The sequence below is a fragment of the Bacillus sp. AP8 genome (assembly GCF_000321185.1).
Classification (GTDB): domain Bacteria; phylum Bacillota; class Bacilli; order Bacillales; family DSM-1321; genus Bacillus_AD; species Bacillus_AD massilioanorexius.
In genome coordinates this window covers 209047-235178 of the sequence record NZ_CAPG01000027.1, presented here as the reverse complement: position 1 = coordinate 235178, position 26132 = coordinate 209047, and the positions used below count along the sequence as shown (strand labels likewise).

Here is a 26132-nt window from a genome sequence, read left to right as displayed (position 1 = left end):
AACCCTCCTTATATTTCGTACTTAGCCCATTGCTGCAACAATCCTCTCATTCTGCTACTTGGTAAATATAGTTGAATTGGTTCGCCATTTCGAATTTGAGATCGCCAAATCCACTGTAACAAATCGGACACTGCCAGTAAGTTCTCATCGATACTAACTCCGTTATCTTGGAAGAAACTATTAATGTGAGGATTATTATAGCGATTATAGATATAGGCAATTGCACGACGATCGGCATAGTCATTAGTTGCTCTTGCGTTCAGTGAAATACAGACTTCTTTTTTACTTTCCGAAGCCTTTTTGCGCGGCTCTTTATAACCTCTAGGTGCCACTACTACCTCAACTTTCTTCAAGGTTGAAAAATAAACTTCATGGCGTTTAGCCTTCGCAACATTTTGGAAAAAATTATAGAGATTATTTCGAATCTCCTGCAATACTTCAACATTTGCATTTCTTAAAAACGTTGCACTTAATGCGTTTTTCCGCTTTCCTAACTCGTTCATCTTTCCATCGTATATATCGATTAATGAATATAACGCCTCTCTATTCTCTTTTCCTTTTTCATATTGTGTTAGCTCGTATCGTCCATCTACTTCTTTCACACTCTTATATTCATAATCAAATGCGAACAAATCGAAATAATATCGTTGCATCTGAGCGCTAAACAAGTAAGTCATTACATATGCTTTGTCCAAAACTCTGAAAACGGACGGTGGAAATGCCCAAACGAGAAACTTCCCGCGATGATAATATAAATTACCAGCTCTAGCGAGTACGCAAATATCACTATAACGGCTATCATCGTTTTCATCGCCAATCCAACGAACATTATTATCTACTATCTCTATATCACCGTTAGCCAAAAGCCTTTTTATGTCCAACTTTTTAATATTCACCGGTTCAACGCAATCCATCACCTCATCCAAAATAAGCGTATAGCCTGAATCCCTTAAAAGCTCAATTAATTCATCATCTGCCGTTTGAAAAAGCGAATGAGTACTCGTTATATCTTCACCATTAACAATCAAGTCTTTTAGACTCGTCATTTTGCGTCCGTCACCATTAGCGTTATTAGGTTCGAAGAAAGTCCTTTTTGTAACGGATGATTTAACACGTTCGACCTCAGCTAAAAATGGCGTAATATAAATAAACTTCTCGGAGTCGTCCGCTTCATTCATATACTGAATAGCCCACGAAGTTTTACCGCTACCCATAATTGAATCTACTACTGTAATTTTCTCCATACAACAACCTCCTTAAAATTGTCGCTACTCGATTTCGCTTTTAGGAAGCAAACGTCCTAAAATTTTTCAGAAACGTTGATATGACGCGGTTTATAGCGCCCCTTCCTTAAAAGAAAAAGAGTAACTTTTTTTAAAACACTGCGCCTTCATTCAGCCCAAAAACGGGCTTCATTCGGCGCCACTTATCATTTTATCGCTACGCTCTTAAATTATTTGCGATAAAGGTGTAATGATAGATTCCAGCGACTTTAGGAGCTGGCAGGCGTTAGCCTGGTGTATAGCGTTCAATCGCTTCTTGCTCGCTTTTCATCGATTCCTTGCGCTTGTCCTCAAAATAATCGAGCGCATCATCCATTACCATTTCGCATCTCCTCCTATTTTAAGTAGTGCCTTCGCGCTCTCCTCACGTTCTACCGTCATGCCGACCACTTCGCGGAACTTTCGCTCAATCTTTTCTGTTATACGTCGATCTCCGTGCTCAATTCGTGAGATTAATATATTACTGACGCCAAGCTCGGCAGCGAGCCGTTGTTGAGTATAGCCGGCTGCCTGGCGCATGAATCGGAATAGTTGCGGGCTCATGTTATCTCCTCCTCTTCAATCACCCTAGTTAGCACTTACGGCGCTTGGGTCAATTTCTATCACCTTAACAATCGCCTTGTCATATTCTTCTTGCCAATAAATCCGACCATTACCTAGAACATTCACGCATCTTTCGACTAGCTTGCGAAATTCTGTATCTTTCTTATTAAAATTTTTCACATCTCCGCTCATCAGCGATAAAATAACTCCTTTTATGTATTTAACATATTCTCTTTGTATCCTTTTTACATCAACTAAATTAGCCATCACTTCTATATTAGAAAAGGCATCTACCTGCTCTCTCAATCTCTGAATGCCGTTTACAATTTCGTATGGAGGTAAATTTGGTATATTTCTGTAATTATCAGTTATATCCATAAATGATTGGCACAGAGTATCAACTTGATGAAATTTATGTTCGGCTACTTTTGCAGCATGAGTAGCTTTTTCAAGTTCTGTCGCAACCCTACTTTCACGAATGATAACTTCGGATTTTTTTATACCGAAGAAATGTGAACCAATATGTTTTATCTCAGCGTCATTAAAAGCAATAAAAGCTCCCCATTTGTCAGAATTAGGCTCACCAATCACATATAATCTCTTTTCCATAAATAATCTCTCCCTTTTTTCGCATAATTTTATTTTTCGCAGTTGCCTGCGTTTGAAAATAACTTTACTTCTTTCGCAACCTACACAATATAATAGGCGGTCACTAACAACTCCGCGCACTTTCTGCGAAACTTTTTATCGCCCCTTACTTTATAGGACGTTTTGAAAAGCAACCTCGCGCACTTTTTACGAAACTTTTTCGTCCTACACAATATTTGCCGATTCAATTTACAAAGTCGCGCACTTTTTCGCAAAACTTTCCTGCTTTACATCCTTACTTACGCCAGCCGATTTAATTTCGAACAATTTATCGCAAAATAAAAAGACGACCGTTGCAGCGATCATCTTATATTATCGCCACTCATTGCCCCGCCTAATGGCAACGAATGACGTGTATTTATCCGTTCAATTGGTGCGACATAATGCCTTTTTATTTATACTTGCGCTGCCAGGCTTGTACATGTTACATTTAACTAAACAATAGTTTTCGCTGTGCCTATCCAATGCATTGCCGTGCATTTTCGGATAGGCTTTTTTATGCCGGTTGCACAATTTTTGCGATTTTTCCGAACAATTTAACCGCATCTTTCTCGCTCAGCTCTGCGCATCCCATCTTTACACGCTTGTCTACTCCGCCAAAATACTTGCCGAATATTTCTGGCGACAAATTAACGACTTTACCACTTGCGATATGATAAACATTGAACCAACCTACAATCGTTTTAACAAACTTCACTTGCACATTTGCCGTAGTGCCATCTGCATTGAACCAAATTAACATAGTGACCACTCCATTTCTGTTAAATGTTCTCGGAGCGCCAATTTATACTTAAAGAGACGATTTTGTCTCGATTGAGTCATTTTACCTTTATCTGCTGCCACTTTCTTTTTGTAGTATGCTATATGCTTAGCAATAGGTTTACGGTTAATCCCCAAGATAATGTCGATCAAACTGTAATCTCTTCGCAAGTAGTCCGTATAACCGTTGTCTAAGTTAACTGTGACCAAATTCGAACCCGGCACTCGACTATACGCATATACTGAAGGTCCTGACTCACCGTCAACAAATACTCTATCCTTACTTAACACTATACCTCTTTCAATTTCACATTGTTTAACTTTACCCTCATAGATATAAGCCACTAATACTTCTTCTTTTTTCACACTAATTCCCTCCAATTAATTTCATTTTGAAAACCTTTGGTTCGCTTTATCAAACCTCTTGTTTATTATATTAACTTTATAACGAATCGATGTCAACACATTTCGAAAGAAAAGTTTGATTTTTCGAATCTATAGTTTGAATTTGTGTTATAATGATAAAAAAGCTAGCCGAGGTGAACAGAGTGGAAGATAACAAAAAGAAAAAACTAAAAAGAAGAAAGCCGGAATATTTAATACCCTCATTTAAACCGATGGAAATTACATTAATTAAGAAGGATAAGACTAAAGCTGACCTCAAAAGAGATTTAGGAATCTCCTCATCAACTTTAGCGAAAATGGGGAATAACGAGTTTGTTGCGTTAGATATAATAGCTTTAATTTGCGAATATCTAAACTGCAATATAGTAGATATAGTTGAATTCATCGAAAAGAAAGAAGGCGACCAATAACGGCGCCTTTTTTGTTTAAAGCGATTTAGTTATTTGTACCAATAAGTCTAACAAGGTAGGTAATAGCTGAACTAGCACGAACCCGCCGCCGGCCTTCTGTATTGCCGATAGCCCGCGCTCACTATGTCCGATCATTACCTGGATTCCGCCAAGCAACATACACACCATTGCCACGGGATAGCTGAGCGCTTGCACTAATTGAATTAACGGATCAAACGCATTAACGACCTTTTGTGTTATGACACCATTTACCGCACCTGCTGCTGCGAAAGTTGGGTCGCCAAAATTTGAAACTATTAATCGAATCAAAAAAGGCGTTGAAGGAATTAGGAGAAAGTGTACCGGATGATTTTTTCGGGATATAAGCGAAAATATGTTGACGAGCTATGCTGCGCCTTTTACTTTTGGTTGAGATCATGGAAAACGGCTTTGGACAAAGTTGTTGCCTATATTCAAGCGATAAAAATAATATTGAATGAACATAGACAAGCAACTGTACTTTTGTATATCGACCTATGGTATCCGTATTCGTAGCACCCTATTTGTTGCGAGATTATTCTTCTCAATAAACCTACTGCCAAAAGTCCGCCCATGACAGTTTCGCGCAGCAATAACGCTGGCTACTTGTGGTTTATCTTGCAGGTATATCAACCTCAAACTTTCCCACCGAACCGTTAGTGGTCGTTCGCACCATTCAGTAACAAGCATAAATAGGGAAATGCTTATTCGTTACCTATATCCACTTACTGCATCGGCTGGATCAATACCTGACGTAATTTATTTACTTGTGCTTAAACGGCTGCTCACAAGGGATTTACCTAAAAAAGACAATACGAAACTAGACCCCTTGATTTCTATTTTAAAAAATTTTATAATGAAGGGGATTGTTAGGTATACTCCTATTCAATTTTATAATGTTTGTGTGTATCGGCGTAGGCTGCGGGAACAGCTTGCGCCACTTTTATTTTTATAGGCAAATTAAAAGTCGAAATGATTAAACGGCGAATGCTTCTGATACTTCTTAGCAACCTCATTGTTTTGAAAATCAAGATAAGCTTTCATCGTAACGTCTGGACTACTATGGCCCAATATTCTACTCAAAGTAACAAAATCTCCACCATTTAGAAGGTAATATTTCGCAAAATTATTTCGTAATTGATGTGATTGAATACTCGTAATACCTGCCTTTGTTCCTGCTCCTTTTAAAGATTTTTCAAATACATTCGAATCTAACTGTGTACCTCTCGTTGTAGGGAATAAATACTCACTATCGCTAAACCTATCCCGGTATTCTAACCAACGTTTTAAATCTAAAGCTAATTTCGCAGAAAAGAATGCATATCTATCTCGACGATTCTTCGGATTAACAATTAAGATGGATCGTTCCTTAAAATCAATATTCTCCGGTATTAAATTAAGGCATTCACCAATTCGAATACCGGTGTCGAGCATAACCCGTGTTATCAACCAATTTCTATACCCATGAAAAGTGGTAATGTCAAAAGCTTGCATTAAATCTTTGATTTCTTTAGGTGTCATTAACTTTTTCTGCTTCCGCTGAGGTTTTATAGTCGGAACTTTTTTCATTGGATTTTCTTTAATTTCGCCTTCTTCAATTAAAAAATTGAAAAACACTTTAATATTGCGCATATAGTTTGCGATTGTAGAGTCACTAATTGGTTTATTCCTGTCTGTACGAGAATCGGGAAAATTGATATTTTTAGTCTCAGCAACAGCTACTACGGTATATTTACCTCTTTGGCGAAGGTAACTTATGTAGGCGCGAATATGTGCGGTCTTTATTTCATTCGGAGTATCAATGGAGTATGTATCTTTTAAATACATAGTAAATAAACGGAGAGCTTGTTCGTATGACGCTTTTGTTTTACGTCTCAAGCCTTTTGAATCGCAGTAGTTCATAAAATTATCAATTTGAAAGTGTAACTCATTGAACATAAAAAACGCCTCCCTTTTCTAATGAAAAGAAAGACGCAGTTTATCGCTACATAATCCGGTGATTAGTCGGTATGCAATGTATATTTATCGGTATTGAGTGACTGTTGTCTTGACGTAAAAATTCCCGTCAAACCTACGCCCCTAACTCTTTCAAGAAGCTTTATGTTCTAATCGAAGCTTATCTGCGACCATCGCGATGAACTCTGAGTTAGTAGGTTTGGCTTTAGACATGGATACGGTGTAACCGAATAACGAAGAAATGGATTCTATATTACCTCGGCTCCAAGCAACCTCTATTGCATGACGAATCGCTCTTTCAACACGGCTAGCTGTCGTATTAAATTTCTTTGCAATATCTGGGTATAACACTTTGGTTATAGAACCCAATAATTCGATATCATTATATACCATAGAAATAGCTTCTCTTAAATAAAGATATCCTTTTATATGAGCAGGAACTCCAATTTCATGAATAATACTTGTTATACTTGCATCCAAATTTCTTGGTTTACTTTCAAATGAACTACGATAATTGTTTTGGATAGGAGTTTTAATTCCAGTTTTCGTTGCAATATTGCCACTAAATTGACGAATTGTAATGGCAAGCTGTTCCATATCAAATGGTTTTAAAATAAAATAGCTCGCACCGAGCTCTACTGCCTTTTTCGTTACATCCTCCTGACCAAATGCAGTCAACATAATAACATTTGGTGTATGACTTCTTCGACTATCTCGGACTTTTTCTAAGACAGCAAGTCCATCTATATGCGGCATGATAATATCTAGTAATAATATATCTGGATGAACATTTTCAAGTAAGTTTAAACAATCCTGTCCGTTATACGCCACACCTACTACTTCCATATCTTCTTGTGCAGAAATATAATCGTCTAATAGACGAACTAATTCTCGATTATCATCTACAATACATACTTTGACTTTCTTCACCCGATTTCCTCCTCATATCCAATAGCACTGCTTAATTCACTCTAATATGAAGTTTTCGACAATTATATAAAAAAACCCTTTTCCATTTTTTAAATTATTGACAAACAGCAAAAAAATAATATTTATCTCTATTTTCCATGTTCTTTCGACGTTTTCTGCGTATTGATATAATTTTCCTTTTCTATATTTTTACACTATACCACATATCTCATTTTATTTCCTTAATAGTCACTTTTTAAATCAAAAAGATGTAAATACTTTTCAAGTTATTCCAAAGGCCATGAACAAAAGCCAAAAACGCCTTGATCATCCTCAACGAGCAAAATCCAAGCTAGCTAAAAAAAATTACGTTTTATACGAATTGGCTTATAATCACAAGGGTGTACATTGAATCTATCCACAAGTCAAAAAAACAAGGCTGAAATATCAGCCTTGTTAACTTGCTTGAAAGCGTTCTTCAGATTTTTTATAAATGTTAATACCTGCTTCATGTAGCATCCACTCAATATGAACGCCATATCCACTTGTAGGATCATTTACGAAAACATGTGTAACAGCACCGATTAATTTTCCATCTTGAATAATTGGACTGCCACTCATTCCTTGAACAATCCCACCTGTTTTCTTTAATAATTCACGATCTGTTACTTTTATAACCATCCCTTTTATGGCTGGGAATTTCTGCGGTATTGTACTAACAATCTCAACATCAAATTTCTCTACTTTTGTTCCATCCACGACCGTGAGTATTTGTGCAGGTCCCTCTTTTACTTGATGAGATAACGTAATGGGAATCGCATCATCCATATTTCCATTTGGAACCTGTTTTTTTAATGAACCAAAAATTCCGAAAGGACTATTTCTCTTGATATTTCCTATTATTTCTTTATTTGCCGAAAATCTAGCCAATTTTTCACCTGGGTCACCATTGCTTCCTTTTTCAATAGAGGTGACTGTCGAGGAGACGACTTGACCATCTTTAACAACAATTGGTTTTCTTGTGTCAGCATCAGAAATAACATGACCTAATGCTCCATATTTTTTTGATTCTGGATGATAGAAGGTCATTGTTCCAATACCTGCTGCTGAATCTCGAATATACAAGCCAAGCTTATATATTTGTTCAGTTTTATCTTTTAAAGGGGTTAATTCGGTGTTAATTGTTTTATTTTCACGCTGTATTTGTAATTGTAACGGTTGATTATTTTCCCCAGCCTTTTGGACATACTCTGCTACATCCGCCATCTTTTTAATAACATTTCCATTAATTTCAGTAATGACATCTCCAACTTTTACGCCCGCTATTTCTCCTGGTGAATTTTTACCACTTGTTGTTTCAATTAAATGATGCCCCACTACAAGCACTCCTACTGTATTTAATTTCACACCAATTGATTGACCACCAGGCACCACTTTAAAATCTTCAATTATCTCTACATCGACCTTTTTCACAGGAAACCCTGCTATATCCAACAATAGCTGATTTGATCCAGTGGATTCACCATCGATTTTTATTGTATCTTTTGTTTCGGAAAGGGTTGCCGTTTTTCCCTTTGTTATAGATGCCGTAACTGGCAAAGATTTTGAAATTTCATATGTCTGACCTTCGAAAAGGGTTATTTTTTTCGGAATTGTAAAGAAAGAAGCATAAGGCTTAAATATACCTAAACTAATAAACGAAACAAGGAGAATTGCGCCTAATATATGTTTTATGGAAATAAACTTCAATCATGTCACTCTCCTCGTTTCAATTGATAATACTTTATGGCTACATGTTTAATGTTACCTTTCAAAGGGGCATTTATAACCGGTTAAACAAATAAAAGCAAACCGAATTTGGGTACAATTAGTATTTTGTATAAGTTGCTCCTTTATCATAAAAACTCAATAGCCAACGAAACGTTAAACATTTTTTCTGTAACTATCCTTATTTTTGACATGTGTCATCTAATTAAACATATTTTTTATATTTTCAGTTTTTTTGTACAAAAAAGACCTACAAGCTAAGCTTGTAAGTCTTTTTTCCATACCGATAATTAAATTTTTGCTTGACCTGCTTGTTGTAATAATTCTTCTGCATGTTTTTTCGTAACATCCGTTATTTCAACACCAGAAATCATTCTAGCAATTTCTTTAATTTTCTCATTATATTCTAACGATTGTACACTTGTCTTTGTACGACCATCTTTCGTTTTCTTCTCAATATAAAGATGTGTATCAGACATTGCAGCAACCTGTGGTAAATGTGATATACATAATACTTGTGAATCAACTGATACTTTATGAATTTTTTCAGCAATCGCTTGTGCAACTCTACCACTAACTCCAGTATCTACCTCATCAAAAATGATGCTTGTTATACCACTATGCTTCGAAAAGATATTCTTAAGCGCAAGCATTATACGAGAAAGTTCTCCACCTGATGCTGTTTTGGCCAATGGTTTTAATGGTTCTCCTGGATTGGTACTAATGTAAAACTCCACTTCATCCAAACCATTTCTAGCGATGTCTTGATCCCGTAATGGTGCATCCATACTTGGCTTTTGAAGAAAAACCACTTCAAATTTTGTTTTTTCCATATAGAGCTCTTTAAGCTCCTGATGAATATTTTCTGTTAATAATTTAGCATATTTTTGCCTAATGTTAGACAAATTCACTGCTTCTACTAATAAATCAGCTTTTAGAGAAGTTAATTCTTTTTCCAATTGAGAAAGATGTGTTTCTCTATTTTGAAGAGTTTCAATTTCCACCTCAATATCAGCATAATAGGCTAATATTTCATCAATTGTCTTACCATATTTCCTTTTTAATGTGTTTAATTCATTTAAACGATTTTCAATAATATTTAGTCTTTCTGGATCATATTCTAACATTTCAAATGTATTTCTTATTGAAAGTGATGTCTCTTCTAACAAATAATAACTATTTGAAATTGCTTCAGCTAATGATTTAGCATTAGAATCTAATTCAGATAGTTCATCCATTTGATTCATTGCAATCGACAACCAATCAAGAGCCTTTTGCTCACCTCTTAAAGCTTGATAAGAAGTATGTAACCCTTCATAGATTTTTTCAAAGTTATTGATTTGTTTCTTTTCTTCTGCTAATTCTTCATCTTCGTTTAATTGTAAATTAGCTTTTTGAATTTCGTTATATTGAAAAGTAAGAAAATCTAAACGGTGAACAGTTTGTCTCTCATCTTGATTTAAACTATTATATTGTTTCAAAACACTGCTATATTTCCCATAAATTTCTTCATATTCTTCATAAGCAGAACTGATCTCTTGACCACCAAATTGATCCAATAATGGCAAATGAAAATGAAAATCCATTAATTCTTGATGTTCGTGCTGTCCATGTACATCGATTAACGTTCTTCCGATTTCTCTCAGAACACTAATAGTAACCAATTTCCCATTTATACGACAGACACTTTTTCCATTTTGCGAAATATCTCGTCTTAAAATGATTGCACCTTCACAAATCTCTAAACCAAACTGTAGAGCTTTTTCATAAATGGGATGGTCATCATCTGGAACTAAGAACATTCCTTCAATCTCTAGCTTACTTTCACCATGTCTTACAAATTCAGAAGATCCTCTTCCACCAGCTAACAGGTTTATCGCATCAATAATAATACTCTTACCTGCACCCGTTTCTCCAGTTAAAACAGTCAAACCGTTGGTAAAAGAAAGATTTAACTCTTCTATGATTGCAAAGTTTTTTATTGAAAGCTCTACTAACAATGACGATCACCCTTTTCCCTTATAACATATCTAAAAATTTCTGAGAAATCATTTCAGAATCTTTTTCTGTTCTACAAATAATCAAGCAAGTATCATCTCCACAAATTGTACCTAATATTTCTGGCCAATCTAGTTTATCGATTAATACACCAATAGAGTTTCCATTACCTGGTAACGCCTTTAATACAATTAGATTATTTGCATAATCAATACTTACAAATGCGTCCATTAAAGCTCTTTTTAGTTTTTGTAACGGATTAAATCTCTTATCTGCCGGCAAGCTATATTTGTATTTCCCATCTAATAATGGCACTTTTACAAGATGCAGCTCTTTAATATCTCTAGATATCGTTGCTTGAGTAACATTAAAGCCTGCATTCTTTAATGCATCTACTAAATCATCTTGCGTTTCTATATCATTGTTTACAATAATTTCGCGTATTTTAATATGACGTTGACCTTTGTTCATTGTACCTCCCAATATTAATACCATTTAAGCACATGTAATAATGCATAAAGTGATTAGTCTTATATTACAAATCATAGCTTAAATAAAGCAACTTGTACATCTTTAATCTCTATAAAAATGCATAAAACATCTGTTTTATGCATAAAATGCTCACTTCATATTCAACTAAAGAGAAGAGTGTCCTAAGACACCCTTCTCTAAAAATCATGACCTGTATCAACAATGAGCTTTTTTCTTATTGTACTTTCTTAAATTGTTGATGCGCATTTTCAACCACTTCATTGATAGTGACAGATAAATGATTATCTCCTATCTCTTTCGTTCCTTGCCATTTCAGGTGAACTAAAAATTCTATATTTCCATCTCCCCCAGTAATAGGAGAGAAAGTTAGGTTTTCACAATCAAAGCCTAGCTGTAATGCAAAATCAACAATTTTCTCAATGACTTGTAAGTGAACTTTTGAATCTCTTACAATTCCCTTTTTCCCAACCTGTTCTCTACCTGCTTCAAATTGAGGCTTTATTAATGCCACAACATCACTATTTGGTACGAGTAAAGTTTTTAAAACCGGCAATATTAATGTAAGTGAAATAAAGGAAACATCAATGCTAGCAAAACTCGGCATTTCTCCTACTAAATCTGCAGGAGTAACGTAACGGAAATTTGTTCTTTCCATAACAACAACTCTTTCATCCTGCCTTAATTTCCATGCTAACTGATTATACCCTACATCTAATGCATATGATTGCTTAATACCATTTTGCAAACCACAATCCGTAAAACCACCAGTTGAAGAGCCAATATCAAGCATGACCCTGTCTTGTAAGTGAATATCAAATTCGGTAATCGCTTTTTCTAGCTTCAAACCACCTCTTGATACATAAGGCATAACCTTGCCCTTTATAGACAATTCTGTGTCTGCTGATATTTTTTCACCAGGTTTATCTAAACGCTCTTCTTTCGCATAAACAAGACCTGCCATAATAGCTCTTTTTGCTTTTTCTCTCGTTTCAGCAAGTCCCTGCTCTACTAGTAAAACATCGACTCTTTCTTTTTTAATCTTCATACTTCAAGCCCTTTTTTGTTTTTGCGGTGTCATTTTTTGAATTGTAAGAACAACCGCTTCTGTATTAAATGAAATTTCTTCTAATAGTTCATTGACACTGCCGTGCTCAATAAATTGATCTGGTATACCCATACGATCTATAACAGCAGAATGATAGCCATGATCATGAGCAAACTCAAGTACAGCACTACCAAAACCACCTTGAAGAATAGCTTCTTCAATCGTTAAAATTGGTACATTCATTTTCAAAATATCCATTAACATCGTTTCGTCAAATGGTTTAATGAATCTTGCATTAACGACTTGTACCGATATTCCTTGTTTTTCTAATTTATCAGCTGCTTCTAAAGCCATTGGAATAGACGGTCCAAATGTTAAAATAACTGCATCTTTACCCGGCTTTAATACTTCCCAGCTTCCAATTGGTATCGTTTTTAATTGTTCATCCATTTTCACGCCATAACCGTTTCCACGAGGGAAACGCATTGCTATTGGGCCATCTTCATATTTAATGGCGGTATTCACCATATGTTGACCTTCATTTTCATCTTTTGGCATCATCAATACTAAATTAGGTAAATTCCGTAAAAAAGCGATATCAAATACACCTTGATGTGTCTCGCCGTCTGCACCGACTAAACCAGCACGATCAATTCCTATGAAAACATTTAAATTTGGACGACAAATATCATGCACAACCTGATCATATGCTCTCTGTAAAAATGTTGAATAAATCGCTAGAAACGGTTTCATTTTCTGAGTTGCTAATCCTGCAGCTACTGTTGCAGCATGTTGCTCAGCAATACCAACATCAAACATACGATCTGGAAACTCGGACGCAAAGCCTTCTAATTTTGATCCTACTGGCATAGCCGGTGTGATTGCTACTATTCGCTCATCTTCACGAGCAAGTCTTCTCACAGTCTCACTTACTAATGAACTCCACGCAGGCGCTTTTGCTTTCGTTTGCACAAATGCTCCTGTTTCGATTTTATATGGACCTGTTCCGTGCCAAGTACCAATCTTATCTGTTTCTGCTGGTTTATAGCCTTTACCTTTTTTCGTAATGACATGTAAAAGAACAGGCCCAGACGTTTTTTTCGCATATCGTATATGCTCTATTAAGTCATCATAATTATGGCCATTTACAGGTCCTAAATACGTAAAACCAAGCTCTTCAAAAAACATCCCTGAGACAACTAAATATTTCAAGCTATCTTTCACACGCTCAGCAGTAGCAGCTAATTTGCCTCCAACAGCTGGAATTTTCTTAAGAATATATTCTAGTTCATCTTTTACCCAATTGTATTTACCAGCAGTACGAAGCTGAGCTAATACATTATGAATAGCACCGACATTTGGTGCTATAGACATACCATTGTCATTCAAAACAACAATAATATCTTTCTTTTCATGGCCAATATGATTTAATGCTTCAAAGGCCATTCCACCTGTTAATGCACCATCACCAATAATCGGAACAATATAACTTTTTTCTTTTTTTAAATCGCGTGCAATGGCCATTCCCATAGCAGCAGACAAAGACGTGGAGCTATGTCCAGTTTCCCATACATCATGTTCGCTTTCTACCATTTTTGGAAATCCAGATAGTCCTTTATACTGTCTTAAGCTATCGAATTGACTAGCTCTACCTGTTAATATTTTATGCACATATGATTGATGACCCACATCCCAGAGGAATTTATCCTTTGGACTATTAAACTCTTTATGTAATGCTATCGTAAGTTCGACTACACCCAAGTTTGGTCCAATATGGCCGCCAGTAACAGAAAGCTTATTAATTAAAAAATCCCTTACGTCTTGACTCAATTCCTCTAATTGCTTTGTATTCATATTCTTCAAAAATGAAGGGTCCTTTATCGTTAGAAGATCCAACAGGATCACTCACTTTCTTTCGGTTTATAACTATTATATGTCCGTTAGTTTTGAAAAAAACCGTTAACACACTTGTGATAACGGCCTAGCTAATAATCAATCGGCTATTATTAAAGTAAAATTATTGTTTAAATACGGTTTAAATACTGTATAATGTAGATTTATTCTACGTCAATATACCACAAAATATTATTTATAACAAATACAGTTTCTCGTACTTTATTATTTATTCCTTACAGCGATTAGCTTTGTTATATTCATTAAATGCTCATCGTTTAATTGTAGGCTTTGTAAATATTCTTTTGCTAAATTAATTTCTTCATTTAGCCGTTCTTTTGCACCTTCTAACGTTAAAAGTGCTGGATATGTATTTTTATCATTTTCAAGGTCACTTCCAACTGGTTTTCCAATTTCTTCTTCCACTCCTTCAATATCTAAGATATCGTCTCGAATTTGAAAAGCTAATCCAAGGTGGTAAGAAAATTTAGAAAGTATGTTTTTTTGTTCCTCTGTCGCTCCTGCCAATATTGCACCAGTTAAAACACTCGCAGTAAGAAGTTTACCCGTCTTATGCTCGTGAATATATTCTAATTCTGATAAGGAAATGGATTTACCTTCCGCTTCCATGTCAGCCGTTTGTCCCCCAACCATTCCTTCTGCTCCCGCACATGTAGAAATCACTTTGATTACTTCTACTAATTGGTTCGCAGATAGTTCTTCTACATTCATATTAGCAAGAATTTGGAAGCATAATGTCAATAATGCATCTCCAGCAAGAATGGCATTAGCTTCACCATAAACCTTATGATTAGTTGGCTTTCCACGACGTATATCATCATCGTCCATGCTTGGTAAGTCATCGTGAATCAACGAATAGGTATGAATCATTTCTATACCACATGCAGCAGCTAATCCTCTAGATGTTGGCGAACCGAATGCATCCAATACCGCAAATACTAATAATGGCCTAATTCTTTTACCACCAGCTTGTAAAGAGTAAACCATCGAATCTTTTAAAACTGCTGGAGCTGCTAATAAATCTACTTGCCTTGTTAGTTCAGCTTCTACTATTTCTTTATGTTCTTTCATAAAACTGTCAAATGATAGTGAAGGCATCCTTCTATTCCTCCTCTTTCACTTGAAAAGGCTTTAATTCACCATTTTCATCAACAATTTCAACCAACTGCTCTTTGGCGTGCTGTAACTTACCATGACATATTTTTGATAAGTCCATCCCTTTTTTATATATTGTAATTGCTTCTTCAAGAGGTACATCACCCTCTTCTAGTAATTCAACAATATGTTCTAATTGCTCAACTGCCTCTTCAAAAGACAACTCATTATTCTTACTCATTTATAGCACCCTCCTTACAATCTTTCACTTCACATACTAATTGACCATCCTTTAACACAACAGAAATGGTATCTCCTTTATTCACTTGAATCTGACTTTTTATAACATGGTTAGATTCATCAAAGGCGATGCTATATCCTCTCTCCATAATATTCAAAGGGTTTAAAACACCTAATTTACTCAACGTACTAGAAAAACACTGTTGTTTCGTTTGAATAATCATTTTCATGCTTCTATTTATTTGTTTTTCTAACTTCTGTATATTCTCTTGTTGAGAATGTATACGATCACTCGGATGAAACTTAACTAAAGCCTGATGCAATTGTTCAACCTGCTCTTTTTTTCTTTCAAAAAAACGTTGATTTTCCTTTTGCATTCTTTCAAAAACTCGATCAAATTGTTCTACCTTTTGCTCATATAGTTTTTCAGGATAACGAAAAGCATAAGATTTATCTAATCGAGATAATATTAGTTCTTTTTGTTTTAATTCATTAGTTACAAAAGTAGTTAACTTTGACACATACAATGTAATGAGTTTTTTTAATTCTACTATATGTGGGACAGCAAGCTCTGCTGCCGCTGTTGGCGTTGCTGCTCTCATATCACTCACAAAGTCAGCGATCGTTGTATCTGTCTCATGACCAACAGCTGATATAATAGGAATTTTCGAGTGATAAATAGCTCTAGCAACCTTTTCTTCATTAAACGCCCACAGCTCTTCTAAGGAACCTCCACCTCTTCCAACGATAAGAACATCTATCTCACTATTGGCATTAGCCTGATTAATTGCCTTAACAATCGAATCTGGCGCTTGTGGCCCTTGCACTAAAGCTGGATACATCAACACTCTCCCCATTGGGTATCGTCTTTTTAAGGTTGTGATAATATCACGAACAGCAGCCCCAGTTGGTGATGTAATAACTCCTATAGTGGTTGGGTATGGCGGTATACTTTGCTTATGATCTTCTAGAAAAAGTCCCTCTTTCTCTAATTGCTCTTTCAGTTGTTGAAAGGCAACGAATAAGTCACCTACTCCATCAGGATGCATTTCTCTAACATATACCTGATAATTGCCACTTTGTTCAAAAACAGAGATTTCCCCTCTTATTAAAACTTTCATGCCATTTTCAGGCTTAAAAACAAGCTGCTGATTACTAGAAGAAAACATTACGGCAGAGATTCTAGCCCGCTCATCTTTCAATGTGAAATACATGTGACCACTCGAATGCTGTTTAAAGTTCGATATTTCACCCTTAATATACATATCTCTTAGATGGGGATCATAATCAAATTTTCTTTTGATATATTTAGTTAATGCTGATACAGTCACATATTTTTCAACCGTCATACGATTCCTCTTTTCATTTAAAAGCGTTCTAAAACCAATAGAGCGAATATACGCAAACTTTGCTCAATCTTTTTAATATATTCTCAAATCTTTATTAAAATATTAAAAGGTCGGCTTTAGAATAGCTAGCCGAGTGAATAACGATTCGACTAGACTATAGTATACATTTTGTATAACCGCTAATTTCATGATGAACTTTTTTTATTTCCTCACAATAAAAAAGTTGTCCCTCTGCTATTATAAACAATTGGACAACTTTCTTTAAGCGTTTCTTCTTATGAATGTCATTTTTCTTAGATAAAACGATTTAAATTAGAGAGTGTATGCTTTTAGCAGCCTTTACTGTATTATGCATGAGCATCGTGATAGTCATTGGTCCTACACCTTTTGGAACTGGTGTGATATAAGAAGCCACTTCCTTCACTTCGTCGAAAGCAACATCTCCACATAACTTGCCTGCCTCATCACGATTCATACCTACATCAATTACTACTGCGCCAGGTTTAACATGTTCCTTCGTTATTACGTTTCGCTTACCAACCGCAACAACAAGAATATCAGCATCTTTCGTAAACTTTTCCATATCTACAGTTTTCGAATGACAATATGTAACAGTCGCATTTTTATTTAATAATAATTGACCTGCTGGTTTACCAACAATATTACTTCTTCCAACTACTACAGCATGTTTACCCGCCGGGTTACATCCAATATAATCCAACATCATCATAACACCATAAGGTGTGCATGGATATAATGTATCCTGTCCTGTTAATAACTTCCCAATATTTACAGGATGGAATCCATCTACATCCTTTTCTGGTACAATCGATTCAATTACTTGATTTTCATCGATATGCTTTGGTAAAGGCAATTGTACTAAAATACCATGAATACTTTGATCTTCGTTTAACTCTTGAATTCTTTCTAATAATTCTTCTTGAGTTACCGTTTCAGGTAATTTCAATAAAACGGAATGCATTCCTAATTGCTGACAAGCTTTTTCTTTTGAAGCTACATATGTTTTAGATGCTTGATTATCACCTACTAATATAACAGCTAAACCTGGCGTTAAGCCTTTTTCCTTAAGCTCTACCACCTCTTTAGCTATTTCTTCACGTACCTTTTTAGATATCTCTGTCCCGTCAATTATGATGCCTGCCATGCCATAATCTCCCTCTCTTGTGTATGAATTATCTCTATAAATGTAAATGCTCTTTTACTTTTGAAAGTACTGCATTAACAAACTTACCAGATTGATCATCACCAAAATCTTTGGCAATCTCAATGCCTTCATCCATAACTACATTAACAGGAACCTCTGTAGATTTTAACATCTCAAAAGTTGCTATTCGTAAAACATTACGATCAATATTACTTAATCTTTCAATAGTCCAGTTTTCTAAATTATCTTTAATAATTTCATCTATTTTTTCTAAATGATCTACAGTTCCTCTAACTAGAAACTCTAAATATTCATCATTTTTTTGATCTTCTAAAACACTATCAATTGCATCTTGTACATCTGCCTTTGATAGGTCAATTTGAAATAAGGCTTGTAATGCCTTCTCACGTGCTGTTCTGCGCTTCATATAATTACTCCTTTAACCACTAACAAAAAATCGTAGCTTTTTTATAGTACACACTATAGCATAAACAAACTCTGAAAGGTAGTGTTTCATGCAATAATACAGTGAAACTTCCTATGGAAGAGTGCATTTTTCTTAACATAATGAATGATTATCAACTATCTATCACTTTGTAAAATAAAATCCAACTCTAATTTATAAACTTCCTTCTTACTTAAATGTATACTACTGAACGGTTGATTTTTGATTCCAGACTATGTATTTTCTATTTTTCCTGAGGAAACATTTTGCATTTTATTATTTCAAGATGATATTCACAGTGTAAACAAGGCTCCTAAACACTATTCAAAGAATAATAATTTTAGACGTAAACAGAAAAAAGCCTAACTCTTTATTACAAAACAAATATTGTCTGTAATATAAGAAGTCAGGCCTTTTCTGTTTACATTAGATTTCTGCTTCTACATCTGCTTCTGCTTTTGGTGCATCAAAAACAACACCAACAACATGAATATTTACTTCTTCTGCTTCAAGAGCAGTCATATTAATTAAAGCTTGGCGGATATTGTCTTGAGCTTCTTGTGCCACCTTAGGAATAGAAACGCCGAACTTAATTGTACAGAAGATATCAACCTTAATTCCATCTTCCGCCAGTTCAACCTTAACCCCTTTACCATGGTTTTTCTTTCCTAATCTTTCCACAACACCTGTCGCAAAGTTTCCACGCATTTGAGCGATTCCCTCTACTTCAGAAGCCGCAATTCCTGCAATGACTTCAATAACTTCAGGAGCAATTTCTACTTTCCCTAAACTATTGTTTCCTTGCATCATTTCGAGCATATTGTTTTGCTCTGCCATAAAAACACCTCCAGCTTTTCTCAATCATTAAGAGCCCATAACATCATGGTTTTCAAGAAACTTTGTATTAAAGTTTCCTTCTACAAAACTCTCATGCTGAAGTAACTTCAAATGAAACGGAATTGTTGTATGAATGCCTTCGATTACAAACTCACTTAACGCACGTTTCATACGATCAATAGCTTCTTGTCGTGTTTTACCATGAGTAATGACCTTAGCAATCATACTATCATAATATGGAGGAATCGTGTAGCCTGGGTAAGCCGCTGAATCAACCCTTACACCATAGCCACCTGGTGGTAAATACATTTTAATCTTACCAGCTGACGGCATGAAATTCTTTTCAGGGTTTTCAGCGTTGATTCTACATTCGATTGACCAACCATTAAATGTTACTTCATCTTGAGTTAAAGAAAGTTTTTCTCCAGATGCAACAAAGATTTGTTCTTTAATTAAATCTACACCGGTTACCATTTCAGTTACTGGATGCTCTACTTGAATACGAGTATTCATTTCCATGAAATAAAATTTATTATCACGGTAATCATATATAAATTCTACTGTACCTGCACCCGAATAATCAACAGCTAATGCAGCTTTTACTGCTGCTTCACCCATTTTTTTTCGAGTTTCTTCATTTAAAGCTGGAGATGGCGTTTCTTCAAGAAGTTTTTGCAATCTTCTTTGAATTGAACAATCCCTTTCACCTAAATGGATAGCATTTCCATGATTGTCAGCTAGTACTTGGATTTCCACATGACGGAAGTCCTCGATATACTTTTCTAAGTAAACACCAGGGTTACCGAAAGCAGTTGCTGCCTCTTGTTGAGTTATATTAATACCTTTAACTAAATCTTCTTCATCTCTTGCAACACGGATACCTTTTCCGCCTCCGCCTGCAGTAGCTTTAATAATAACTGGGAATCCAATAGATTTAGCGATTTCTAGTCCTTCATCTGTATCTTTAATAATACCCTTTGAACCAGGAACGATTGGTACTCCTGCAGCTTCCATTGTATTTCTAGCAATATCCTTCGTACCCATTTTTGTAATTGCTTCTGGTGACGGGCCAATGAAAGTAATATTGCATTCTCTACAAAGTTCAGCAAAGCTCGCATTTTCTGCAAGGAATCCATAGCCTGGATGTATTGCATCACATTCAGTTTTTTTGGCAGTACTAATAATATTTACAGTATTTAAATAGCTATCTTTTGAAAGTGTAGGCCCAATACAATAAGATTCATCTGCTAATTGCACATGTAATGCATCACGATCTGCTTCTGAATAAACAGCAACTGTTTCTACACCAAGCTCTTTGCAAGCACGAATAATTCGAACTGCGATTTCTCCTCTATTTGCAATTAACACTTTTTTTATCATGGCTGTATTCTCCTTACTCTGCTCTCACTAAGAATAAAGGTTGTCCATATTCTACAAGCTGACCATCTTTAGCTAAAATTTCAACGATTTCGCCTTTTACTTCAGCATTGATTTCATTGAACAGTTTCATTGCTTCAACAATACAAACTACATCTTCTTCCCCAACTTTTGATCCTACTTTTACATATGCTTCTGCATCTGGAGATGGAGAAGCATAGAATGTTCCTACCATTGGAGAAACGATTTGATGTAAATCTTCTTCTACTGGAGCGGCTTCTTTAACTGGTGCTGCTTCCACTGCTGGTTTAACTTCTTTAACTTCTTTAACTGGTTCTGCTTCTACAACCGGAGCAACTTGAACTTGTGCTTGTGGCTGAACCGCTGGAACAGTCACTACAGTACCATCATTTTTTTTCAATTTAATTTTCGTACCATCTTGTTCGAAAACAAACTCCTGTATACTTGATCCATCTACTAATTTAATAATTTCTCTAATTTCTTGTACTTTTAACACCTTAAGACACCCCTTCGTTGTTTTTGTGACTAGATACTAATATCATAATATAATATCTAGTGAGAATTCAATGTATTATTTTCATAACATCATTTCTTTAATCATAATATCAAATCCAAAATTTTTAAACTATTTAGAAATAAAAACATTTTAACTAGTACAATCTTCACAAAATATTCTAAATAGTTTAATATTATCTCACAAGATATTCATATTTTTGAAAAAGGTGGGATTTTTTTGGGAGAAATTAACCAAATTAAGTTGAAAGACTTAAATCGAAAAAATAGTTTAGTTATTAAAGCGACCTTTCTTTCAACGATTCTTGCAACCATTGTCGATATTGCTATGAAAAAAGAATTAGCAATTATTTTATCGATTTTAATTGGTGGAATTATTGCGGTTGGAATCATTGCAATCTTACATAAAGCCCAAAAAGGTATTACGATCATTCCCTACTTGTGCTCAGTGTTTGTTGCAATTGTCCTTTACGTCATTATGGAAAATAGCGTTTCACCAACAGCCATATTACTTGTTTACTTCGTAGTCGCCACCTGTGCTATCTATACTGATAAAATAATTTTATGGCTTGGTTATATTTTTGGCGTTTTAATGCTTATTTCATTTACTTTAAGACATCACGATGCCATTGGGCTTGAAACTAAAAGTTATGTAACCATCTTTCTTATCCATACCCTTGTTTGTATCCTTTTACACTTTCAATTTAAATTAGCAAAACAACTTACCAATGATGTTCATACATTTCAACAAGAGACGGAATATCTTCTCGATCAACAAAAACAAAATCAGAAGATGCTTCAAGAGAATACAACCGTCATTTCTAGTATGATGACCACTGTACGTACAAAAAGTGAAGAACATCACCAAGCAAATATCGAAATGACAGCAGGTTTTTCCGAGTTAGCAGCAGGTATCCAACATCAATCAGATACTGTAATCGAAATAAGAGAATCTTTACTAGAATCAAGTAACATGATTGATCAATATACGTACCTTTCCACGCAATCATTAGATAAAGTAAACACGACCGAAAAAGATGCAACAGACGGAAATATATTTATGGCACAATTAGAAAATGAAATGAACCTATACGCTAAACAAATGGAAAAAATTTCAGAAAAAATGAATGCGCTATCAAACGAAGTTCATGAAGCAGTCGCTTATGTAAATGATATTCAACAAATTGCCAAGCAAACGAATCTATTGGCACTCAATGCATCAATTGAAGCCGCTAGAGCTGGGGACAGTGGAAAAGGCTTTGCAGTAGTTGCAGAAGAAGTAAGAAAGCTTGCTGAAATTTCACATGCTACTGCCGAACATATTTCCAAAAATTTAATCACAGTAAATAATGAAACAGATGCTACAAATCAAAGTATACAGAATGCCAGCCAAACCATTTCAGAGAATACATCTTTAGCTAAAGACGCCAAACAAAGATTCACAACAATCGCAAAAAATATTACTAGTTTAAAAATTCAACTAGTTGAATCACATTCTTTCATTGTATCTATTCAGGAGGCTTCACAAAAAGTAGAAATTGCAATCGATCAATTCACAGGTATTCTCGAAGAAGAAAATGCTCAACTTCAAGAACTATCATATACTACTAGTAATCAAACCGATCAAAACTTTCATTTAATTTCTGCTATAAAAGATGCTGATTACTCCATTCAAAATCTAGTTAATTTATATGAAGTGAAAGCGAAGCTTTGAATGGTAGAGTTTAGTTCATTCTCACCAACTAACGACTAAGTGTATTTATAAGAAAAAGAATAAAACATATCAAAAAGTGGTTGGATCAAAAGCAAAGCTTTGATCCAACCACTTTTTATTATCTATGATATACATTGATAATATTATTCATCTTATTCAGTTGGTTGTAAAACTACTGCAACATCCCCTACACTAGGTACTTCTTGATTAACTAGACGGATAATTTGGTTGGCCGCTGTTTTAGATAAATCTTTTGCTTGAACAGTCACTTTTACTTTTCCGTTATCAACATGTACTAAGGCTGCTTGATAGTCTTCCATACCTACGATAAATGTTTCTAGCATTGTTTCTAAATTACTAGCTTCATTAATTTCTTCCATCGCATCATTCGCTTCTTTTCTTTCTTCAGCAGTTAATTCTGTATTTGCCATAACTTTTGAATACTCCTCTAACTGCTTATTTCTTTGATCATTAATTTCCAATCTTGCATTTTCAAATGACTCATTTTCATTGGATATCGTAATTTCACTCGAAGTTGCTTTCGTTTTGCCTTCAGCTTTTGATCTAGATTCAGATGTATTTTTTTCTTCCTGTTTGTCCTCATTTTGGACAGTTGTTGCCATATCATTCGAGTTTTTTGGTGGAGTTATAACATAATAAACAGACAATACAATAACTAAACTTAACATCGTTAACAACCAAACAGTTTGTTTTTTTAATAACATTTCATTTCCTCCTTATTTTTTTGGCAGAACTGCCACTCGGTGACTTGGTACGTCTAAGACTCTCGTTACAGCATCTATAATCCATTTTTTCACGGTAATATTGTCAGCGCCTTTTGCAACTACTAAAACACCTCGAATTCCTGGTTTCTTTGTTTCTTGAATTAGTGGCACTTCTTTTTCACCGTCTCTTACAATAACAAATTGCTCATCTTTAGATGTATCTTCGACCGTTCTTTTGCCACCTTCTCGATCGGTTTCTTCTGTCACTTGTTTATTGGTGACGTTATTTTTCCCATATATTTTAAGTTCCGTAGCATCCACATTGACTACAACGGTAACGTCGGAAACTCCAGCAACAGTTTCTAGCGCTTCTTTTATTTGATTTTCAAAATCACGTTCGTAATCAGCAATTTCTCTATCTGTTTTATCTCCTTTTTGACCAAAAGTTTCAACATTCTCAGACTCTTGCTGCTTCATTGTGGGTAAAACATTTGAGGAAGAAGTGGACGGTGACTTAGACAAAAATTCACTACCTACCATAAACACCGCACCTAATACGAGTACAATTAACATATAGAAATAGAGTGATGGTTTTTTATTTTTTGCTTCATCTGTTTTATTAGAGTTTTGTTTAAAGAAATTCTTGATCCGTTTCAAAAATGAGTTATCCTCCTTCAACTTTCTGAACCCCTCCTTTCAAATACGATCTCGATTTTTTCTTCATCCATTTTCCATACATTTGCTAAGAATTTTGTAATTTCTTCGGTTTTGTATTCTTCTATTGGCAGAGGTTCTTGTGTGTTTATTTCAATCTTCTGAATCGTTTCTATCGATTCATTTTGTTTCTCTGCCTTTTCAAGTACAACCGAAACCCGATCTAAATCATTTGAATTTTCAGGATTATTTTGATTCTTTGTAGAAACTTCTATATGCTTGATTTGGTAATTGTATTGATTAATCAACTCCTCTTCCCCTTCTTTTTTTAATTGGACAGCCATTTCTTCTAAATAATATGCAGTTTGCGCCTCTTGTATTTCTTTTTTCTTCATATTAATCTCATTTTCCATGCTACCTTTTTCGACATTATTTGCATCATTCATTGATGCAACAATATCTTCAAAATCTGTTGAAAGTAATTTAAAAATAGGCGAAATCAATATGGCGATTAACAATAAACCGATTACCATTTTGGCATATTTTTGAAAGCTTGAATTTGGTAATAACATATCAATTACGGTGGCTAATAGAATAAAAACAATAATACTTGTGATCCATTCGGTTAGTATACTCATCTATACACCTCACCTACCTGACCATTAATGTGACATTTCCAGCTGCAATAATAATTGTCATGCTTAAGAAAAACATCACCGAAACGATAGCCAATGCAGCGAAAATATACATCATACTTTTACTCATAATATCTAAACACTGTATGACTGGTCCTCCTCCTAGCGGTTGAAGTACAGCCGCAGTCAACTTATATATAAATGCAATCACAAGAATTTTAATGGCTGGGAATGCACTAATAAGAAGGATTATGACTACACCAGCGATGCCTACAGTATTTTTCAGTAAAACGGAAGCACTGATTACCGTATCAGCAGCATCCGTAAACATCCTACCGACAACTGGAATGAAATTTCCTGTAACAAATTTCGCGGTCCGAATCGTAATTCCATCCGCTATTGCTGTTGATGCACCTTGCACCGAAATAACACCAAGAAAAACAGTCATGAATACTCCAAGCAGTCCGATACTCCAATTTCTAATCAGACCAGCTAATTGAGTCACTTTGTAGTGCTGTGTTAATGTGCTGACAATACTTAAAATAGTAGCTAAGAATAAAAGTGGTAGAACGATTTTACCTATGATTAGACCGCTTGTATTCATTAAAAAAAGTAAAACAGGATGAAAAAAGGAGGCTGATATCAATCCTCCAGAAGCAGCTATCAATGCAATTAGTAATGGTGCTAATGCCATCGAAAAGGATATAATCGTATCAATCGTTTCCTTAGTATATTGAATCGCAACATGAAAGCTATTAAGAGCAATAATGATCAAAACCATAAACACAATGCTATAGGCAACTTTACTAATAGAGCTTTGCTCAAAAGCGTTTTGCAAAGACTGTAAAAACATGCTAAATACCGTAAGAAGAATCAGCATACCTAACAATTTACCGTTTACCACCAATTCGTGAAAGACAAATTTTAAAGCACCTAAAAACCAGCCTTTTAACGAAAATGATTTTTCTCCACTAATAAAATCCATTAAACTACCTTTTTGACCTTCTGGGAGAAACACACCATATTCCTCCATAATTTCATCCCAAAATTGCTTTAATTCTTCGATATCTATTTGACTTAAACCTTTATCGATCAATTCTTTTGATACCGTCTCATTCGTTTTATTATCCTCTGGTGAAGCTTGGACATTTTGTGGAACAACCAAAAACAATATTATTGCCATAAATAGAAATAGAAACCATCGCTTCATCTCTT

Annotated in this window: 26 protein-coding genes; 2 read left to right on the top strand and 24 right to left on the bottom strand. The window is 35.0% G+C overall.

Annotation, left to right across the window (positions count from 1 at the left end):
* Positions 1 to 8 precede the first annotated feature (8 nt).
* From BN349_RS05830 to BN349_RS05805, 5 genes are all read right to left on the bottom strand, one after another.
* Complete coding sequence (locus BN349_RS05830; protein ID WP_019241342.1) at positions 9 to 1244, bottom strand: hypothetical protein; 1236 nt, start codon at positions 1242 to 1244, stop codon at positions 9 to 11.
* 354 nt (positions 1245 to 1598) lie between these two features.
* Positions 1599 to 1826, bottom strand: a complete 228-nt coding sequence (locus BN349_RS05820) for a helix-turn-helix domain-containing protein (RefSeq protein WP_019241340.1) — start codon at positions 1824 to 1826, stop codon at positions 1599 to 1601.
* A 24-nt stretch (positions 1827 to 1850) separates the two neighbouring features.
* Positions 1851 to 2435 carry a hypothetical protein gene (locus tag BN349_RS05815; RefSeq protein WP_019241339.1) on the bottom strand — a complete coding sequence of 195 codons (585 nt, stop codon included), beginning with the start codon at positions 2433 to 2435 and terminating at the stop codon, positions 1851 to 1853.
* A 535-nt stretch (positions 2436 to 2970) separates the two neighbouring features.
* Entirely contained in the window at positions 2971 to 3216 is a 246-nt protein-coding gene (locus BN349_RS05810) for a hypothetical protein (protein WP_019241338.1), read from the bottom strand.
* Positions 3210 to 3578 carry a hypothetical protein gene (locus BN349_RS05805; protein ID WP_157381019.1) on the bottom strand — a complete coding sequence of 123 codons (369 nt, stop codon included), beginning with the start codon at positions 3576 to 3578 and terminating at the stop codon, positions 3210 to 3212. Before BN349_RS05805 ends, BN349_RS05810 begins: the two co-directional genes overlap by 7 nt.
* 272 nt (positions 3579 to 3850) lie before the next feature.
* Here BN349_RS05805 and BN349_RS05800 point away from each other — a divergent pair, with 272 nt between their 5' ends.
* Complete coding sequence (locus BN349_RS05800) at positions 3851 to 4048, top strand: helix-turn-helix domain-containing protein (protein ID WP_034293760.1); 198 nt, start codon at positions 3851 to 3853, stop codon at positions 4046 to 4048.
* 978 nt (positions 4049 to 5026) lie between these two features.
* Here BN349_RS05800 and BN349_RS05790 read toward each other — a convergent pair.
* From BN349_RS05790 to accB, 15 genes are all read right to left on the bottom strand, one after another.
* On the bottom strand, positions 5027 to 6004 hold the full coding sequence (locus BN349_RS05790; RefSeq protein WP_019241334.1) for a tyrosine-type recombinase/integrase: 978 nt from the start codon (positions 6002 to 6004) through the stop codon (positions 5027 to 5029).
* A gap of 150 nt (positions 6005 to 6154) precedes the next feature.
* Positions 6155 to 6952 carry a sporulation transcription factor Spo0A gene (gene spo0A / locus BN349_RS05785; protein ID WP_019241333.1) on the bottom strand — a complete coding sequence of 266 codons (798 nt, stop codon included), beginning with the start codon at positions 6950 to 6952 and terminating at the stop codon, positions 6155 to 6157.
* 435 nt (positions 6953 to 7387) lie between these two features.
* Entirely contained in the window at positions 7388 to 8680 is a 1293-nt protein-coding gene (gene spoIVB / locus BN349_RS05780; protein WP_019241332.1) for a SpoIVB peptidase, read from the bottom strand.
* Positions 8681 to 8988: 308 nt separating this feature from the next.
* Positions 8989 to 10698 (bottom strand): DNA repair protein RecN, encoded by a 1710-nt coding sequence (gene recN, locus BN349_RS05775; RefSeq protein WP_019241331.1) that lies wholly within the window; start codon positions 10696 to 10698, stop codon positions 8989 to 8991.
* Positions 10699 to 10717: 19 nt separating this feature from the next.
* Positions 10718 to 11167: a transcriptional regulator AhrC/ArgR gene (gene ahrC, locus BN349_RS05770; RefSeq protein WP_019241330.1), complete on the bottom strand. Its 450-nt coding sequence runs from the start codon at positions 11165 to 11167 to the stop codon at positions 10718 to 10720.
* A gap of 235 nt (positions 11168 to 11402) precedes the next feature.
* Positions 11403 to 12233, bottom strand: coding sequence for a TlyA family RNA methyltransferase (locus BN349_RS05765; RefSeq protein WP_019241329.1), 831 nt, complete (start codon positions 12231 to 12233; stop codon positions 11403 to 11405).
* Positions 12234 to 12236: 3 nt separating this feature from the next.
* A complete protein-coding gene (gene dxs, locus BN349_RS05760; protein WP_019241328.1) occupies positions 12237 to 14129 on the bottom strand; it encodes a 1-deoxy-D-xylulose-5-phosphate synthase in 1893 nt (630 codons plus the stop codon).
* Positions 14130 to 14351: 222 nt separating this feature from the next.
* Complete coding sequence (locus BN349_RS05755) at positions 14352 to 15245, bottom strand: polyprenyl synthetase family protein (protein ID WP_019241327.1); 894 nt, start codon at positions 15243 to 15245, stop codon at positions 14352 to 14354.
* A 4-nt stretch (positions 15246 to 15249) separates the two neighbouring features.
* Complete coding sequence (xseB, locus tag BN349_RS05750) at positions 15250 to 15483, bottom strand: exodeoxyribonuclease VII small subunit (RefSeq protein WP_019241326.1); 234 nt, start codon at positions 15481 to 15483, stop codon at positions 15250 to 15252.
* Entirely contained in the window at positions 15476 to 16831 is a 1356-nt protein-coding gene (gene xseA / locus BN349_RS05745; protein WP_019241325.1) for an exodeoxyribonuclease VII large subunit, read from the bottom strand. The genes xseB and xseA overlap by 8 nt, the downstream gene beginning before the upstream one ends.
* Positions 16832 to 17138: 307 nt before the next feature.
* Complete coding sequence (gene folD / locus BN349_RS05740; RefSeq protein ID WP_019241324.1) at positions 17139 to 17996, bottom strand: bifunctional methylenetetrahydrofolate dehydrogenase/methenyltetrahydrofolate cyclohydrolase FolD; 858 nt, start codon at positions 17994 to 17996, stop codon at positions 17139 to 17141.
* Between the two features lie 34 nt (positions 17997 to 18030).
* Complete coding sequence (nusB, locus tag BN349_RS05735) at positions 18031 to 18423, bottom strand: transcription antitermination factor NusB (protein WP_019241323.1); 393 nt, start codon at positions 18421 to 18423, stop codon at positions 18031 to 18033.
* A gap of 444 nt (positions 18424 to 18867) precedes the next feature.
* On the bottom strand, positions 18868 to 19278 hold the full coding sequence (locus BN349_RS05730; RefSeq protein WP_019241322.1) for an Asp23/Gls24 family envelope stress response protein: 411 nt from the start codon (positions 19276 to 19278) through the stop codon (positions 18868 to 18870).
* Between the two features lie 27 nt (positions 19279 to 19305).
* Positions 19306 to 20658, bottom strand: coding sequence for an acetyl-CoA carboxylase biotin carboxylase subunit (gene accC, locus BN349_RS05725; protein ID WP_019241321.1), 1353 nt, complete (start codon positions 20656 to 20658; stop codon positions 19306 to 19308).
* A gap of 13 nt (positions 20659 to 20671) precedes the next feature.
* Complete coding sequence (accB, locus tag BN349_RS05720) at positions 20672 to 21172, bottom strand: acetyl-CoA carboxylase biotin carboxyl carrier protein (protein ID WP_019241320.1); 501 nt, start codon at positions 21170 to 21172, stop codon at positions 20672 to 20674.
* 345 nt (positions 21173 to 21517) lie between these two features.
* Between accB and BN349_RS05715 the strand changes: the two genes are divergently transcribed.
* The gene (locus BN349_RS05715; protein WP_087960615.1) at positions 21518 to 22903 is read left to right on the top strand and encodes a methyl-accepting chemotaxis protein; all 1386 of its coding nucleotides are present in this window, start codon (positions 21518 to 21520) and stop codon (positions 22901 to 22903) included.
* Positions 22904 to 23055: 152 nt separating this feature from the next.
* Here the strand turns inward: BN349_RS05715 and BN349_RS05710 are convergent, their stop codons facing one another.
* The 4 genes from BN349_RS05710 to spoIIIAE are packed head-to-tail and all read right to left on the bottom strand — an operon-like array spanning position 23056 to position 26127.
* Positions 23056 to 23628 (bottom strand): SpoIIIAH-like family protein, encoded by a 573-nt coding sequence (locus tag BN349_RS05710; protein ID WP_019241318.1) that lies wholly within the window; start codon positions 23626 to 23628, stop codon positions 23056 to 23058.
* A 12-nt stretch (positions 23629 to 23640) separates the two neighbouring features.
* Entirely contained in the window at positions 23641 to 24285 is a 645-nt protein-coding gene (spoIIIAG, locus tag BN349_RS05705; protein ID WP_026089191.1) for a stage III sporulation protein AG, read from the bottom strand.
* 17 nt (positions 24286 to 24302) lie between these two features.
* The gene (spoIIIAF, locus tag BN349_RS05700; RefSeq protein WP_019241316.1) at positions 24303 to 24920 is read right to left on the bottom strand and encodes a stage III sporulation protein AF; all 618 of its coding nucleotides are present in this window, start codon (positions 24918 to 24920) and stop codon (positions 24303 to 24305) included.
* A 13-nt stretch (positions 24921 to 24933) separates the two neighbouring features.
* Complete coding sequence (spoIIIAE, locus tag BN349_RS05695; protein WP_019241315.1) at positions 24934 to 26127, bottom strand: stage III sporulation protein AE; 1194 nt, start codon at positions 26125 to 26127, stop codon at positions 24934 to 24936.
* Between the last annotated feature and the right edge of the window lie 5 nt (positions 26128 to 26132).

Excerpts from the sequence above, each read along its gene's own strand:
- BN349_RS05730 (WP_019241322.1), bottom strand. The coding sequence starts at position 19,278 with ATGGCAGAGCAAAACAATATGCTCGAAATGATGCAAGGAAACAATAGT.
- BN349_RS05830 (WP_019241342.1), bottom strand. The coding sequence starts at position 1,244 with ATGGAGAAAATTACAGTAGTAGATTCAATTATGGGTAGCGGTAAAACT.
- xseA (WP_019241325.1), bottom strand. The coding sequence starts at position 16,831 with ATGACGGTTGAAAAATATGTGACTGTATCAGCATTAACTAAATATATC.
- ahrC (WP_019241330.1), bottom strand. The coding sequence starts at position 11,167 with ATGAACAAAGGTCAACGTCATATTAAAATACGCGAAATTATTGTAAAC.
- accC (WP_019241321.1), bottom strand. The coding sequence starts at position 20,658 with ATGATAAAAAAAGTGTTAATTGCAAATAGAGGAGAAATCGCAGTTCGA.
- BN349_RS05765 (WP_019241329.1), bottom strand. The coding sequence starts at position 12,233 with ATGAAGATTAAAAAAGAAAGAGTCGATGTTTTACTAGTAGAGCAGGGA.
- BN349_RS05790 (WP_019241334.1), bottom strand. The coding sequence starts at position 6,004 with ATGTTCAATGAGTTACACTTTCAAATTGATAATTTTATGAACTACTGC.
- spoIIIAF (WP_019241316.1), bottom strand. The coding sequence starts at position 24,920 with ATGAGTATACTAACCGAATGGATCACAAGTATTATTGTTTTTATTCTA.
- nusB (WP_019241323.1), bottom strand. The coding sequence starts at position 18,423 with ATGAAGCGCAGAACAGCACGTGAGAAGGCATTACAAGCCTTATTTCAA.
- BN349_RS05815 (WP_019241339.1), bottom strand. The coding sequence starts at position 2,435 with ATGGAAAAGAGATTATATGTGATTGGTGAGCCTAATTCTGACAAATGG.
- BN349_RS05755 (WP_019241327.1), bottom strand. The coding sequence starts at position 15,245 with ATGCCTTCACTATCATTTGACAGTTTTATGAAAGAACATAAAGAAATA.
- BN349_RS05820 (WP_019241340.1), bottom strand. The coding sequence starts at position 1,826 with ATGAGCCCGCAACTATTCCGATTCATGCGCCAGGCAGCCGGCTATACT.
- BN349_RS05710 (WP_019241318.1), bottom strand. The coding sequence starts at position 23,628 with ATGTTATTAAAAAAACAAACTGTTTGGTTGTTAACGATGTTAAGTTTA.
- xseB (WP_019241326.1), bottom strand. The coding sequence starts at position 15,483 with ATGAGTAAGAATAATGAGTTGTCTTTTGAAGAGGCAGTTGAGCAATTA.
- BN349_RS05715 (WP_087960615.1), top strand. The coding sequence starts at position 21,518 with ATGAAAAAAGAATTAGCAATTATTTTATCGATTTTAATTGGTGGAATT.
- folD (WP_019241324.1), bottom strand. The coding sequence starts at position 17,996 with ATGGCAGGCATCATAATTGACGGGACAGAGATATCTAAAAAGGTACGT.
- BN349_RS05800 (WP_034293760.1), top strand. The coding sequence starts at position 3,851 with ATGGAAATTACATTAATTAAGAAGGATAAGACTAAAGCTGACCTCAAA.
- spoIIIAE (WP_019241315.1), bottom strand. The coding sequence starts at position 26,127 with ATGAAGCGATGGTTTCTATTTCTATTTATGGCAATAATATTGTTTTTG.
- BN349_RS05810 (WP_019241338.1), bottom strand. The coding sequence starts at position 3,216 with ATGTTAATTTGGTTCAATGCAGATGGCACTACGGCAAATGTGCAAGTG.